The sequence below is a fragment of the Streptomyces sp. NPDC104226 genome (assembly GCF_055584085.1).
The window spans coordinates 61,449-75,204 of the sequence record NZ_JBVJMS010000015.1; the positions used below are offsets into that span (position 1 = coordinate 61,449).

Annotated in this window: 12 protein-coding genes; 6 read left to right on the forward strand and 6 right to left on the reverse strand. The window is 71.5% G+C overall.

The genetic code is table 11. The features are described from left to right. The first annotated feature begins 17 nt into the window (after positions 1-17). Positions 18-476, forward strand: a complete 459-nt coding sequence (locus tag ACZ60J_RS35860) for a VOC family protein (protein ID WP_469688370.1) — start codon at positions 18-20, stop codon at positions 474-476. Continuing rightward, entirely contained in the window at positions 476-1,378 is a 903-nt protein-coding gene (locus tag ACZ60J_RS35865; protein WP_469688371.1) for a pyridoxamine 5'-phosphate oxidase family protein, read from the forward strand. Before ACZ60J_RS35860 ends, ACZ60J_RS35865 begins: the two co-directional genes overlap by 1 nt. Before the next feature lie 5 nt (positions 1,379-1,383). Here the strand turns inward: ACZ60J_RS35865 and ACZ60J_RS35870 are convergent, their stop codons facing one another. Together ACZ60J_RS35870 and pepN are read right to left on the reverse strand one after the other, a co-directional pair. Further along, positions 1,384-2,343: a hypothetical protein gene (locus ACZ60J_RS35870; RefSeq protein ID WP_469688372.1), complete on the reverse strand. Its 960-nt coding sequence runs from the start codon at positions 2,341-2,343 to the stop codon at positions 1,384-1,386. A gap of 227 nt (positions 2,344-2,570) precedes the next feature. Continuing rightward, complete coding sequence (gene pepN / locus ACZ60J_RS35875; protein ID WP_469688373.1) at positions 2,571-5,126, reverse strand: aminopeptidase N; 2,556 nt, start codon at positions 5,124-5,126, stop codon at positions 2,571-2,573. Positions 5,127-5,236: 110 nt separating this feature from the next. On the opposite strand from pepN, the gene ACZ60J_RS35880 reads away from it, so the two are divergent. Together ACZ60J_RS35880 and ACZ60J_RS35885 are read left to right on the forward strand one after the other, a co-directional pair. Next, positions 5,237-5,884, forward strand: coding sequence for a mycothiol-dependent nitroreductase Rv2466c family protein (locus tag ACZ60J_RS35880; RefSeq protein WP_469688374.1), 648 nt, complete (start codon positions 5,237-5,239; stop codon positions 5,882-5,884). Positions 5,885-5,930: 46 nt separating this feature from the next. Next, positions 5,931-6,647 carry a hypothetical protein gene (locus ACZ60J_RS35885; RefSeq protein WP_469688375.1) on the forward strand — a complete coding sequence of 239 codons (717 nt, stop codon included), beginning with the start codon at positions 5,931-5,933 and terminating at the stop codon, positions 6,645-6,647. A 37-nt stretch (positions 6,648-6,684) separates the two neighbouring features. Here ACZ60J_RS35885 and ACZ60J_RS35890 read toward each other — a convergent pair whose 3' ends face one another. Beyond that, on the reverse strand, positions 6,685-7,341 hold the full coding sequence (locus tag ACZ60J_RS35890; RefSeq protein WP_281210776.1) for a superoxide dismutase: 657 nt from the start codon (positions 7,339-7,341) through the stop codon (positions 6,685-6,687). Positions 7,342-7,525: 184 nt separating this feature from the next. Beyond that, positions 7,526-8,941: an amino acid permease gene (locus ACZ60J_RS35895; RefSeq protein WP_469688376.1), complete on the reverse strand. Its 1,416-nt coding sequence runs from the start codon at positions 8,939-8,941 to the stop codon at positions 7,526-7,528. A 165-nt stretch (positions 8,942-9,106) separates the two neighbouring features. On the opposite strand from ACZ60J_RS35895, the gene ACZ60J_RS35900 reads away from it, so the two are divergent. After that, positions 9,107-9,889: an SDR family NAD(P)-dependent oxidoreductase gene (locus ACZ60J_RS35900; protein WP_469688377.1), complete on the forward strand. Its 783-nt coding sequence runs from the start codon at positions 9,107-9,109 to the stop codon at positions 9,887-9,889. 66 nt (positions 9,890-9,955) lie between these two features. Here ACZ60J_RS35900 and ACZ60J_RS35905 read toward each other — a convergent pair whose 3' ends face one another. Beyond that, positions 9,956-11,353, reverse strand: coding sequence for an amino acid permease (locus ACZ60J_RS35905; RefSeq protein ID WP_469688378.1), 1,398 nt, complete (start codon positions 11,351-11,353; stop codon positions 9,956-9,958). A gap of 285 nt (positions 11,354-11,638) precedes the next feature. Between ACZ60J_RS35905 and ACZ60J_RS35910 the strand changes: the two genes are divergently transcribed. Further along, complete coding sequence (locus ACZ60J_RS35910) at positions 11,639-12,220, forward strand: biotin transporter BioY (RefSeq protein WP_469688379.1); 582 nt, start codon at positions 11,639-11,641, stop codon at positions 12,218-12,220. A gap of 90 nt (positions 12,221-12,310) precedes the next feature. Here ACZ60J_RS35910 and ACZ60J_RS35915 read toward each other — a convergent pair whose 3' ends face one another. Continuing rightward, on the reverse strand, positions 12,311-13,750 hold the full coding sequence (locus ACZ60J_RS35915; protein WP_469688380.1) for an amino acid permease: 1,440 nt from the start codon (positions 13,748-13,750) through the stop codon (positions 12,311-12,313). Positions 13,751-13,756: the final 6 nt, after the last annotated feature.

Sequence of the window (13,756 nt, forward strand, 5' to 3'; positions counted from 1 at the left end):
CTTGGGAAGGAACCGTTGTGACGACCGTCATCAGCAAGCTGCGCACCGGCCACGTGGGCCTGAACGTCACGGATCTCGACCGCTCGCTCGTCTTCTACCGGGACGGCCTCGGCTTCGAGCTGCTCGGCGAGGGCAAGGAGGAGGACCGGCGCTTCGCCTTCCTCGGCCAGGGCGGCGAGCTCGTGCTCACCCTGTGGCAGCAGGCGGAGGGGGCCTACGCGCCCGGCGCGGCCGGACTGCACCACCTCGCGCTCTCCGCGGACGCCATCGAGGAGGTCCGGGCGTACGAGGAGCGGCTGCGCGGTCTGGGCGTCGATTTCGCCTACGAGGGGGTCGTCGCCCACGCCGAAGGGGCGGCCTCAGGCGGGATCTTCTTCCACGACCCCGACGGGACCCGGCTGGAGATCTCCGTGCCGAGCGGCGCCGAAGGCGCCGAGGCTCCCACCACTGGGGCCCCGACCTGCGGGTTCTTCTAATGTCCGGGTACCACTGGGGCTCGCTGGCCGTCCAGGAGCGGGTCGGTGTCCGCGAGCACGCGGTGCACGTCGGCCGGTCCATCACCCCGCACATCAAGGACGTGGCGGCGGCCTTCCTGGGGCTGCAGCCGCACCTGGTCGTCGGCGCGGCCGATCCCGGGGGCCTGCTCTGGGCCTCACTGCTGACCGGCGCCCCCGGGTTCGTACGGGCCACCGGGCCGGACCGGATCGCGGTCAGGGGAGGGATCCCCGAGGGCGATCCGCTCGCCGAGGCGCTGGCCACCGCCGGCACCCGGGTCGGGACCATCTCCCTCGACCCGCGCACCCGGCGCCGGATGCGGCTGGGCGGAACCCTGGAAGTGACCGCGGGCGGGTTCGCGCTGTCGGCGGAGCGGGTCTTCGCCAACTGCCCCAAGTACCTCCAGAAGCGGCAGCCTGTCCAGCTCGTCGCCGAAGGAGCCGGTGTCGTGCGGCGCGGGGACGCGCTCACCCCCGACCAGGAACGGGCCGTCCGCGCCGCCGACACCTTCTTCGTCGCCACCTCCGCGGGGGCGGACGGGGCCGACGCGAGCCACCGGGGCGGGATGCCGGGCTTCGTCGACGTGCTGTCCCCGACCGAACTGGCCTGGCCGGACTACGCCGGCAACGCGATGTTCCTGACGCTGGGGAACCTGCTGGCGGACCCGCGGGCCGGACTGCTGTTCCCGGACTGGGAGAGCGGGGCGCTGCTCCAGCTCAGCGGCCGGGCGGAGCCAGAGTTCGGGGCGGGCGGGGACCGGCGGGTCCGGTTCCGGATCGAGTCGGTGGTGGAGAGCGTGCACCCTGGGCGGCTGCTGTGGAGCACCCCGGAGTACTCGCCGGCGAATCCGCCGGCCGATCCGCCGGCCAATGCGCCGCAGTAGGGCCGTCACCTGGGCAGGACGACGAGGTAGGCGGCGGGCTCGCGGTCGGCGGACGCCGTCAGGGCGGTCCGTACGACCGCGGCCTGCTGCTCGGGCCAGTCGCGGAGCTTGCGCGGGGTGATGTGCAGGACGGTCACCCCGCACCGCTCCAGGGTCTCCCGCTTGCGGACGGACTCCGTCCACGCCTCGTCCTCGCCCTGGCGCGGGGCCCGGGTGTCGATCTCCACGGCCACGGCCTGCTCCGGCCAGTACGCGTCGACCCCGCCCAGGTGCGGGCCGCCGGGCAGCCGCAGGTCCACGTTCCAGACGGGCTCGGGGAGTTCGAAGCCCCGTACGAGCTGGTACAGCCGGTCCTCGGCGATGGCCCGGCCCTCGGCGAGCAGCGATTCGACGGCGTCCACCACGTGCGGGCGGTTCAGCAGCCGGGCCACCGTCAGCTCCCGCACCACGGCGGCCGGTTCGCAGTGCCCGCCGCGGACGGCTTCGCTGAGCATGCGGCGGACCGTACCGGCGTCGGAGAGCTGCGCGACGGCGTCGGCGACGGCGCGGGCCACGGGGGCGACGGGCAGCCCGGTGACCTCCATGGGCCGGGGCGGGGTGTGCGTGCGGACGATCCGGACCTGTCCGGCGGAGCGCAGCCGCCGGGTGTTCGGGACGAGCACGTCGATGTGGGGGAGGCCGAGGAGGGCGGGGGCGGAGGAGAACCGGTACAGGGCGAGGGCGGCCAGCCCGGTGATCATGACCTCGTCCCCGCGGCGCCCCGCGTACAGCAGCGCCGCGTGCAGCCGCTCCTCGCTCGTGGCGGTCCCGGAGTGGAGCAGGAACACCCCCGGCAGGATCTGCTGCCAGTCCCGCTCGGCGGCGTCGGAGGCGGTGACCCCGTGCTCGCGGAGCTGGGTCAGCGACAGCACGCGGGGGCGGTTGTCGGTGAGGTGGGCGAGGGGGAGGGGTGCGTTGTGGTTCATGACGCTGAGATTCCCTCAGGCCATGGCCTCGCTAACCCTTGTTACACATCCGTCGGCAAATCGGGACAAGACGGGGCTAAAGTACGGACGTTCGACTGCCGATGGGCTGCGCTGCGAACCTGCCCCCACCTGCGGCTCCGCACACGGACGCCGGCGGGGCCGGAAAATCCGGCCCCGCCGGCGTTTGAACCGCGGGTGTGCCTTTCAGTCGGGACGGCCCCGCAGGGTCAGCCCGCCGCCACGTCGCAGGCCTGTGCGCGCAGCGCCCGCGCCAGGTCGTCACGGGCCTCCAGGACCAGGCGCCGCAGCGCCGGAGCCGCATCCGCGTGCGCCGACAGCCACGCGTCCGTCGCGTCCAGGGTCCCCTGCGAGTCCTGCAGGGACGGGTACAGCCCGCGCACCACGTCCATGCCGATCTGGATCGACCGGTCGGCCCAGATCCGCTCGATCACGGCGAAGTAGGGCTCCGTGTACGGCGCCAGCAGCCCCCGCTGCGAGGACTGCTGCATCCCCGCGATCGTCGCCTCGGCCAGCGCGTTCGACAGCGCGTCCGACTCCACCACCGCGGCCCACGCCTGGTCCTTGACCGCTGCCGACGGCCGCGCCGCCAGGCACCGGACCTGGTGCCGCTTGCCCGACGCCGTGTCGTCCCGCGTCAGTTCGGCCGCGAGGACCTCCTCCCCGATCGCCCCGTGCGCGGCCAGCGGCAGCAGGAAGTCCCAGCGCAGTTCCTGGTCCACTTCCAGCCCGTCGATCCGCGCCGAGCCCTCCAGCAGCCCCAGCAGCAGCTGGAAGTCGCCCTCGGTCGCCGCGCCCGCCGCGAAGAAGCGGGCCCAGGTGAGCTGGTGCTCCGACCCCGGCTCCGCGAACCGCAGTTCCTGCAGCGCGCACGCCGCCAGCACCTTGCCGCCCTGCTCCCGCCAGTCGGGCGCCGCGTAGCGGGTGACCGCGGTGAGCGCCTGCGCGTGCAGCATCTGGAGGACGCCGACGTCCGTCTCCCGGCCAGCGTGGGCCACCACGAGCGAGACGAAGTCCCGCGCCGGCATCAGCCCGTCGCGGGTCAGGTTCCACAGCGCCGACCAGCACAGCGCGCGGCTCAGCGGGTCCGTCACCGAGCCCAGGTGCGAGCGGAGCGTGGCCAGCGAGGCCTCGTCGAAGCGGATCTTGCAGTACGTCAGGTCCTCGTCGTTGACGAGCACCAGCGCGGGCCTGTCCTGCCCGGCCAGCTCGCCGATGACCGTCCGGACCCCCGCGACGTCCGCCTCGGCCCGCGCGTAGCGGACCAGCGCCCCGTCCGGGTCCAGCCGGTACAGGCCCACCGCGACCCGGTGGGGCCGCAGCTCGTCGCCGTCCTGGACCACCGCCAGCTCGGTCACCCGGCCGCCCGCGTCGCAGGTCACCACCGGGGTCAGCGCGTTCACGCCGGCCGTCTGCAGCCAGGCCCGCGACCACTCGGCCATGTCCCGCCCGGACACCTCGGCGAGCACCGACAGCAGGTCGTCCAGGGTGGTGTTCCCGTAGGCGTTCGCCTTGAAGTAGCGGCGGGCACCCTCCAGGAAGGCGTCCCGGCCCACGTACGCCACGAGCTGCTTGAGGACCGCCGCGCCCTTGGCGTAGGTGATCCCGTCGAAGTTCAGCTTCGCGTCCTCCAGGTCACGGATGTCGGCCGTGATCGGGTGCGTGGACGGCAGCTGGTCGGCCCGGTAGGCCCACGCCTTGCGGCTGTTGGCGAAGGTGACCCAGGCCTGGTCGAAGCGGGTGGCCTCGACCAGCCCGAAGGAGCCCATGAAGTCCGCGAAGGACTCCTTCAGCCACAGGTCGTCCCACCACTTCATGGTGACGAGGTCGCCGAACCACATGTGCGCCATCTCGTGCAGGATCGTGTTCGCGCGCCGCTCGTAGGAGGCCTGCGTGACCTTCCCGCGGAAGATGTACTCCTCGCGGAAGGTCACCATCCCCGGGTTCTCCATGGCGCCCAGGTTGTACTCCGGCACGAAGGCCTGGTCGTACTTCCCGAAGGGGTACGGGTAGTCGAAGATCTCCTGGAAGAGGTCGAAGCCCTGCTTCGTGACGGTGAACACCTCGTCCGCGTCGAAGTGCTTCGCCAGCCCCTTGCGGCAGATCGCGCCGAGCGGGATCGTCAGGTCCCCGCGCGTGTAGGAGTCCGTGACGTAGTGGTACGGCCCCGCCACCACGCACGTGATGTACGTGGAGATCGGCGCGGTCTCGGCGAAGCGCCGGGTCTGCCCCTCGCGGGACTCCTCGGCGCCGTTGCTCCAGACCTGCCAGCCCTCGGGCGCGGTCACCTCGAAGCGGTACGGGGCCTTGAGGTCGGGCTGCTCGAAGTTGGCGTACACCCGCCGGGCGTCGGCCGGCTCGTACTGGGTGTAGAGGTAGACCTCGCCGTCCTCCGGGTCCACGAAGCGGTGCATGCCCTCGCCGGTCCGGCTGTACGCGCAGTCGGCGTCGACCACGAGCACGTTCTCGGCGGCGAGTCCGTCCAGGGCGATCCGCGCGCCGTCGAAGACGGCGGCCGGGTCCAGCTCGCGCCCGTTGAGGGTCACGCGGTTGACCGAGGGGGCGATGAGGTCCGCGAAGCTCGACGCTCCCGGAACGGCGGCCCGGAAACGGACGGTGGTCACCGAGCGGAACGTCCGAGGCCCCTCGGCCGGTTCGGCCTCGTCCACCGCGGACCTCAGGTCGAGGACCACCTCGTACCCGTCGACGGACAGCAGCTCGGCCCGCTCGCGGGCCTCGTCACGGGACAGATTCTCTCCGGGCACGTGCACTCCTTCGTGCGTGATCGCGATACCTGACGGAATCCTCCCACGGGGGAATGCGTGTGCGGTCGGAGCGGTTGGGCACGGAGGAACGTTCCGATCTGAGGAGAGACATGGCTGACACCCAGGTGCGCGAGAAGACCGCTGTCGACTTCTGGTTCGACCCGCTCTGCCCCTGGGCCTGGATGACGTCCCGCTGGATGCTGGAGGTCGAGAAGGTCCGTGATGTGGAGGTCCGCTGGCACGTGATGAGCCTGGCGGTCCTGAACGAGAACAAGCTCGACGAACTGCCCGAGGTCTACCGCGACCTGCTCGGCCCCAAGGGCTGGGCTCCCGTCCGCGTGGTCGTCGCCGCCCAGCAGAAGTTCGGCGACGAGGTCACCGGCAAGCTCTACACCGCACTCGGCACCCGCTTCCACAACCAGGGCACGGGCCCGACCCGCGAGGCCATCGCCGAGGCCCTGGCCGAGGTGGGCCTGCCCGCCGAGCTGCTGCACTACGCGGACTCCGACGAGTACGACGAGGTCCTGCGCGACTCCCACAACGACGGCATCAACCGCGTCGGCCAGGAGGTCGGCACCCCGGTCATCTCCGTGCCCGGCGCCGACGGCGAAGAGGTGGCCTTCTTCGGCCCGGTCGTCACCCCCGCCCCGCGCGGCGAGGCCGCGGCCCGCCTCTGGGACGGCACCCTGCTCGTCGCCTCCACCCCCGGCTTCTACGAGATCAAGCGCACCCGTACGCAGGGCCCCATCTTCGAGTAGACCCTCCCGGGAGGCGGGTATCCCTTTCCTCCCTTAACGTCCCCGTATGGGGAGCAGCCCGACGCACGAGGGTACGCGCGAGGAACCGCTCGGCCGCAGCGGCGGCCGGGCGGAGCCCGCGATACCGAACGACAACGCCGCGCACGCCAGCCTGCCCGCACGCCCCCGAGACCGGGTGCTGCGGGCAGCTTGCGTCGCGGTGCCCCCGCTGTGGACGGCCCTCGGGGTCCGGAACGCGGCCGGCACCCTGCGCCACTACCTCCGGGGCACGGGCCGCCCGTACCGGGTCGACGCGCGGGCGCTGCTCGCCGTGCCCGCCGTACGGGCGGACGTGGACCGGCGGCTGGCCGAGTGGCGCCAGGCCGCGCGCTCGCTCGGCGAGCCCGGCGCGTACGCGGCGGACAGCGGCTGGCGCGGGGTGCTGATCACCCGGCGCACCCGCGAGGGAGGCAGCGCCGACTGGTGGCTGGCGCTGCGCGGGGCCCAGTACCGGATCAGCGGCACGGTACGGGTCCACGAGGACGGCTCCGTGGTGAGCGACTACCGCTTCCAGGTGCACAAGAGCTGGAACTTCGACCGGGGGGAGTCGGAGTTCGGCGTCCCCTTCACCCCGTTCGCGCGGCTCCACGAGACCGGGCTGGCGCGGGAGTTCACGGCGGTCGGCGAGGTGGACGGACTCGTCGACTGCGCGGACGCAGCAGGCCCCCGCGAGTCACGTCCTCGCGAGGGCCTGCTGGTGGACACGCCCGCACGCGAAGGTTGAGAAGACGATCACGAGGCGGACGGGCTGGTGGTGCCGATCAGCCCTTGGCGGGGATCAGCAGCGGGGTGTTCGCCTTGGCGTCGGCGTAGCGCTTGGCCACGTCCTGCCAGTTGACGACGTTCCACATCGCCTCGATGAAGTCCACCTTCTGGTTCTTGTACTGCAGGTAGAAGGCGTGCTCCCAGGCGTCGAAGACCAGGACCGGGGTGCTCGCGATGCCCACGTTGCCCTGGTGGTCGTAGACCTGCTCGACGACGAGGCGGCCGCTGACCGGCTCGTACGCCAGCACGCCCCAGCCGGAACCCTGGGTCGCGGAGGCCGCGAAGGTCAGCTGCTTCTTGAACTTCGCGAAGGAGCCGAAGGACTCGGTGATCGCGTCGGTCAGGTCGCCCAGGCCGTCGGCCGCGGTGGGCTCGCCGCCGCCCTCGCCGGTCTTCGGGCTGGCCATGTTGTGCCAGTAGATGCTGTGCAGGATGTGCCCGGAGAGGTGGAAGGCCAGGTTCTTCTCCAGGCCGTTCAGCGCGCCCCAGTTCTCCTTGTCGCGCGCCTCCTCCAGCTGCTCCAGCGTGTTGTTGGCGCCCGTGACGTAGGCCGCGTGGTGCTTGTCGTGGTGCAGCTCGATGATCTGCGGGTTGATCACCGGCTCGAGAGCCGCGTAGTCGTAAGGAAGCTCAGGAAGCGTGTAGATGGCCATGCGTGTTATCCGGTCCCCTCAGCGTGCCAACTGCTTATTGCAATTAATGCGCAACTGCAGGCTAGCAGTATCTATTCCATGATCCTCATAAGGGTCACCTCACTTGGGAGACCCCGGAAACGCCGGAAGCCGGGCCCATGCGATCGCATGGACCCGGCTTCCGGAGCCGCCGTCGGGCGGGGGGTTACGCGGCTTCGCGGGCCGCCGCCCGGCGCTGGATGACGTAGCCCGTGGCGGCGAGGGCCACGGTCAGGCCGCCGGTGAAGACGAGCTGGACGCGGGTGTCGTCGCCCATGGCCATCAGGACCAGGACCCCGGCCAGACCGGCCAGCGCGACCCAGGTCAGATAGGGGAAGCCCCACATCTTCACGACCAGCTTCTCGGGGGCCTCGCGCTCCAGGCGCCGCCGCAGCACGAACTGCGAGACGGCGATGAAGCCCCAGACGACGAGGATGACGCCGCCGACCATGTTCAGCAGCCAGGCGAAGAGGGTGTCCGGGTACCAGTACGACAGCAGCACGGTGACGAAGCCGAAGCCGGAGGAGGCCAGCACCGCCCGGCGCGGCACCCGGCCGGTGACCTTGCCCAGCGCCTTGGGGCCCTGGCCGCGGGAGACCAGGGAGTAGGCCATGCGGGAGGAGCCGTAGATGTTCGCGTTCATCGCGGACAGCAGGGCGATCAGGATGACCACGTTCATGACCTGGCCGGCGTGCGGGATGCCCAGGTGGTCCAGGGTGGCCGCGTACGGGCCCTCGGTGGTGACCGCCGGGTCGTTCCACGGCAGCAGCGTGACGATGACCAGCATCGAGCCGACGTAGACGATCGCGATCCGCCACATGGTGGTCTTCACGGCCTTGGCGACGCCCCGGACCGGGTTGTCGGACTCGGCGGCCGCGATGGTCACCGTCTCCAGCCCGCCGTACGCGACCACGGAGGCGAGCAGGCCGACCAGCAGCCCGTCCACGCCGTTGGGCAGGAAGCCGCCGTCGTGCAGCAGGTTGGCGGTGCCGGGGGAGCCGGTGCCGGGCAGCACGCCCAGGACGGCCAGCACGCCCAGGCCCAGGAAGAGGGCGATCGCGCCGATCTTCAGGGCGGCGAACCAGAACTCGAACTCGCCGAAGTTCGAGACGGCGGCCAGGTTGGAGCCGCAGAACATCGCCATGAAGACCAGCACCCACATCCACGAGGGGGTGCCCGGGAACCAGCCCGTCATGATGTGCGCCGCGCCGATGGCCTCGATGGCGACGCCCACGCACAGCAGGGTCCAGAACATCCAGCCCGCGGTGAAACCGGCCCACGGGCCGATGGCCCGCTCCGCGTGCACCGAGAAGGAGCCGGAGGCCGGGTTCGCGGCGGACATCTCGCCGAGCATCCGCATCACGAACATGACGAGCAGCCCGGAAGCGGCGTACGCGAGCACGATCGAGGGGCCTGCGGCCGCGATGCCCGCGCCGGACCCGACGAAGAGACCGGCACCGATGACCCCGCCGAGGGCGATCATCGAGAGGTGGCGCTGCTTGAGCCCGTTGCCGAGGGGCGATCCGGCTTCGGGCCGGTGCGCGGCCTGCTGCTCGGGCGGGGTCAGGGTGCTCTGGCTCATGGGGAGGGGCCTGTCCGGTGTGCGGTGGGACGGGAGGGAGTGCCCCAGTCTCACCCGTGTCCGATCCTCGGACCTTATGTGTCCGTTATCCGGACAGGCGGATGACCGGGTGTGATCGTCCCCGTACGCTGGCGCACCGGACCGGAGCGCACGACGGAGGGCCGAATGGACCACGGCACAACGGAATTGGCCGCGACGGGCCGGGGCGTGCTCGTCACCGGAGCCTCGCGGGGCATCGGACGGGCGATCGCCACGGCGTTCGCCGAGCAGGGCGACCGGGTCGCGGTGCACTGCACGGTCCGCGGGCCCGACGCCGAGCGGACCCTCGCGGAGCTGCCGGGCGACGGGCACGTCCTCGTCGCCGGCGACCTCGCCGACCCGGCGCGCGTGGAAGCCCTCGCCGCCGAGGCCGAGGAGGCGCTCGGCGGGATCGACGTACTCGTCAACAACGCCGCCGTGATGGTCGCGCATCCCCTGCCCACCACCTCGTACGCCGACTGGCAGGCCGCCTGGCAGCACACGGCCGCGGTCAACCTGTTCGGCGCCGCCAACCTGGCCTACTGCGCGGCCCGCCGCATGATCGACGGCCGTCGCGAGGGGCGCATCGTCAACATCGGCTCGCGCGGCGCCTTCCGGGGCGAGCCCGACCACCCCGCCTACGGCGCGACCAAGGCCGCACTGCACGCGCTGGGCCAGTCCCTCGCCGTCTCCCTCGCCCCGCACGGCATCGCGGTGGCCTCCGTCGCACCCGGTTTCGTCGCCACCGAGCGGGTCGCCGGCCGGCTGGAGGGGGAGGAGGGCGAGCGGATCCGGGCGCAGAGCCCCTTCGGCCGGGTCGGAACCCCGCAGGAGGTCGCCGCCGCCGTGCTCCACCTGGCCTCGCCCGCGGCGCGCTGGAGCTCGGGCGCCGTCCTCGACGTCAACGGGGCCTCGTACCTGCGCACCTGACGCTCGAAGGCCCCCGCGCGGTGTGCGCGGGGGCCTTCGAGGGGGCTGCGGGGGACCGGCCGGCGGTCAGGCCTTCGGGGCGCGGAGCTCCCGGATCCACGCCACCAGCAGCACCACGGCCGCGGCCCCCGCGGACCACAGCAGCTGCGGCCGCGCCGCGTCGTCGAACAGCATCAGAACCAGCACCGCGGCCATCCCGATCAGCGCCGCCCACGTCGCGTACGGGAACAGCCACATCGGCAGGGTCAGCCGCTCCGGCATGTCCCGCTCGATCTTCCTGCGCAGCTTGAGCTGCGAGACCGCGATCAGCGCCCACACGAAGAGCAGCACCGCGCCGACCGCGTTCAGCATGTAGAGGAAGATCGTGTCCGGCCACAGCAGGTTCAGCACCACCGAGACGAACCCGAAGGCCACCGACGCGAAGACCGCCCGGCGCGGCACCCCGCTCCGGGACACCTTCAGCAGCGACTGCGGGGCCTCGCCCCGCTCGGCCAGCGAGAACACGATCCGCGAGGAGCCGTAGAGGTTGGCGTTGAGGGCCGAGAGCAGGGCCACGAAGACCACGATGTTCATGATCTGCCCGGCCGCGGGGATGCCGATGGAGTCGAGCACCGCCACATAGGGGCTCTGGCCCGGCTCCAGGGAGTCCCACGGCAGCAGCGTCACGATGACCAGCATCGAGCCGACGTAGAAGAAGAGGATGCGCCACACGGCGCTGCGCACGGCGCGGGCCACCGACCGTGCCGGGTCGTCGGACTCGGCGGCCGCGATCGTGACGACCTCCAGGCCGCCGAAGGCGAAGACGACGGCGAGCATGCCGGCGATCACGCCGCCGATGCCGGCCGGGAAGAACCCGCCGTCACCGGTGAGGTGGCTCAGTCCCACCGGGTCGGTGTCGGGCAGCAGCCCGAAGATCGCCAAGGTGCCGAGGATCAGGAAGAGCACGATCGCGCCGACCTTGAGGGCCGCGAACCAGAACTCGAACTCGCCGAAGTTCCGGACGGCGGCCAGATTGCTCACGGTGAAGACCACCATGAACAGCAGGACCCAGACCCACTGGTCCACGGCCGGAAGCCAGCCGTTCGCGATCTTCGCCGCGCCGGTGGCCTCCACGGCCAGCACCACGACCAGCAGGAACCAGTACAGCCAGCCGGCCGAGAAGCCGGCCCAGCGGCCGAGCGCCTTCTCCGCGTAGACGGAGAAGGAACCGGAGGCGGGCATCGCCGCCGACATCTCGCCGAGCGCACGCATCACCAGCATCGCCAGGATGCCCGCGAGCAGGTACGAGCAGATGATCGCGGGACCGGCGATGGTGATGCCGGCGCCGGAGCCGACGAACAGCCCGGCGCCGATCACGCCGCCGAGGCCCAGCATGGTCAGGTGGCGCTGCTTGAGGCTGTGGCTCAGGGGCTCCGCTGGGAGCTCGTCCGTGGTGCCGGGAGGGGCGGACGGGAGGTCGCGCATGAGGGGTGCTCGTACTCTCTGATGGCCTGGCGGCGGTGGGGGCTCCGCGACAGTTGGAGGGACCCTACAGTCTCTCCGGAGAGCGCCCATCCGCGCAAAACGGACGTGTCAGCCGTCATGCCCCGTGATGCGGATCACGTCAACTGGGGCACTGGACGGGGTCTTTGTGTACTCCCCACCAAAGGGGTGAGTACGGCTTTGTCCCGGGCCACCCTGATGGGAGCCCGCGCCCGGGACTAACGTCGGTGATCGTTCCTGCCGCCCCCACCCCCTGCGGAGTCCCCGATGAGCACTGCTTCCGTCTCCTTCCGGCCCGGCGCCGTCCTCGCCGACCTGCTGCCCGCGAGCCGCGTCCGCGACATCGCGCTCGTGGCGGGAGGCGCCGCGCTCACCGGTCTGGCCGCGCAGATCGCCGTGCCCGTCCCCGGCTCCCCGGTCCCCGTCACCGGCCAGACCTTCGCGGCCCTCCTGGTCGGGACCGCCTTCGGGGCCCGCCGCGGCTTCCTGTCGCTGGCGCTCTACGCCCTCGTCGGCATGGCCGGCGTGTCGTGGTTCGCGGGCGGCAGCTCCGGCGCCGGCGGCGCCTCCTTCGGCTACGTGCTCGGCATGCTGCTCGCCGCCACCGTCGTGGGCGCCCTCGCGCGGCGCGGCGCCGACCGCTCGGTGCTGCGTACGGCGGGCACGATGGTGCTGGGCTCCGCGCTGATCTACGCCGTCGGCGTGCCCTACCTCGCGCTGTCCACCGGGATGTCCTTCGGCGCGGCCGTCGCGGCCGGGCTGACGCCCTTCCTGATCGGCGACGCGCTCAAGGCCGCGCTGGCGATGGGCCTGCTGCCGGCCGCCTGGAAGCTGCTCGGCCGCGCGTGAGCGCTCGTACTCCCTCCGCTCCATACGCAGGCCCCGGACCGCAGAGCGCGGTCCGGGGCCTGCGTCGTTCCTGCGTCGTTCCGGAGAGGACTACGCGGAGGCCTTCACGGCGGCCTTGCGGCGGAGCTGGCGCGCCACGCCGATCACGATCACCACGGCCGCGACCAGCAGGGACAGCAGGACGGTCTCGCGGTTGTCCTTGTCGTAGACCATGTAGCCGAGGACGAAGGTGATCATCGCGGCGGTGGCCCAGGTCAGGTACGGGAAGAACCACATCTTCACCGTCACCTTCTCCGGGGCCTCGCGCATGAGGATCCCGCGCATCCGCAGCTGGGTCAGGCAGATCACCAGCCACACGAACAGCGCGATCGCACCCGAGGCGTTCAGCAGGAAGCTGAAGACGGTGTCCTTGAAGGCGTAGTTGAAGTACACGGCGGCGAAGCCGAACACGACCGAGCCGAGGATCGCGGCCATCGGCACGCCCCGCTTGTTCACCTTGGCGAAGGACTTCGGGGCGTCACCGCGCTCGCCCAGCGAGAAGGCCATGCGGGAGGCGGTGTACAGGCCCGAGTTCAGGCAGGACAGCACGGCCGTCAGGACGATCACGTTCATGATCTGGCCGGCGTGCGCGATGCCGATCGAGTCCAGGGCGGCGACGTACGAGCCCTTCTCGGTGATCGACTTGTCGTTCCACGGCAGCAGGGTCAGCACGATGAAGATCGAGCCCAGGTAGAAGACGCCGATGCGCCAGATCACCGAGTTGGTGGCCTTGGTGACCGCGCGCCGCGGGTCCTCGGACTCGCCGGCGGCCAGCGTGACGATCTCGCTGCCCATGAAGGAGAAGACGACCATCAGCACACCGGTGAGGACCGAGCCCCAGCCGTTCGGGATGAAGCCGCCCGTGTCGGTGAGGTGGGCGAAGCCAGCGCCCGGGTTGTCCGAGCCCGGCAGCACGCCGAAGACGGCCAGCAGGCCGACGATCACGAAGCCGCCGATGGCGACCACCTTGATGCCCGCGAACCAGAACTCGAACTCGCCGTACGAGGCGACCGAGCCGAGGTTGGTGACCGTCAGCACGGCCATCACGATCAGCGCCCAGGCCCACTGCGGGACGGCCGGGACCCAGCCTTCGAGGATGACGGCGCCGGCGGTGGCCTCGACGGCCAGCACGACGACCCAGAAGAACCAGTACAGCCAGCCGATGGAGAAACCGGCCCAGCGGCCCAGCGCCCGGTCGGCGTAGGCGGAGAAGGAGCCGGAGTTCGGGCTGGCGGCGGCCATCTCGCCCAGCATCCGCATCACGAAGACGACCATCGCGCCGACCAGCGCGTAGGAGATCAGGATGGCGGGACCGGCCTTGGCGATACCGCCGCCGGAGCCGACGAAGAGTCCTGCGCCGATGACACCGCCGATGGCGATCATGGACAGGTGACGGTTCTTGAGACCGGCTTTCAGACCGTCGGAGGGCTGACCGTCACCGGGGTTGCCGGTGGGGGCGCCTTCCTTCTGAAGGGTCGTCGTGGAGCTCATGGACGG

Coding starts and splice junctions, on each gene's coding strand:
- ACZ60J_RS35870 (WP_469688372.1), bottom strand. CDS start 2,343: ATGAACCACAACGCACCCCTCCCCCTCGCCCACCTCACCGACAACCGC.
- ACZ60J_RS35865 (WP_469688371.1), top strand. CDS start 476: ATGTCCGGGTACCACTGGGGCTCGCTGGCCGTCCAGGAGCGGGTCGGT.
- ACZ60J_RS35915 (WP_469688380.1), bottom strand. CDS start 13,750: ATGAGCTCCACGACGACCCTTCAGAAGGAAGGCGCCCCCACCGGCAAC.
- ACZ60J_RS35895 (WP_469688376.1), bottom strand. CDS start 8,941: ATGAGCCAGAGCACCCTGACCCCGCCCGAGCAGCAGGCCGCGCACCGG.
- ACZ60J_RS35885 (WP_469688375.1), top strand. CDS start 5,931: ATGGGGAGCAGCCCGACGCACGAGGGTACGCGCGAGGAACCGCTCGGC.
- ACZ60J_RS35900 (WP_469688377.1), top strand. CDS start 9,107: ATGGACCACGGCACAACGGAATTGGCCGCGACGGGCCGGGGCGTGCTC.
- ACZ60J_RS35880 (WP_469688374.1), top strand. CDS start 5,237: ATGGCTGACACCCAGGTGCGCGAGAAGACCGCTGTCGACTTCTGGTTC.
- ACZ60J_RS35910 (WP_469688379.1), top strand. CDS start 11,639: ATGAGCACTGCTTCCGTCTCCTTCCGGCCCGGCGCCGTCCTCGCCGAC.
- ACZ60J_RS35905 (WP_469688378.1), bottom strand. CDS start 11,353: ATGCGCGACCTCCCGTCCGCCCCTCCCGGCACCACGGACGAGCTCCCA.
- ACZ60J_RS35890 (WP_281210776.1), bottom strand. CDS start 7,341: ATGGCCATCTACACGCTTCCTGAGCTTCCTTACGACTACGCGGCTCTC.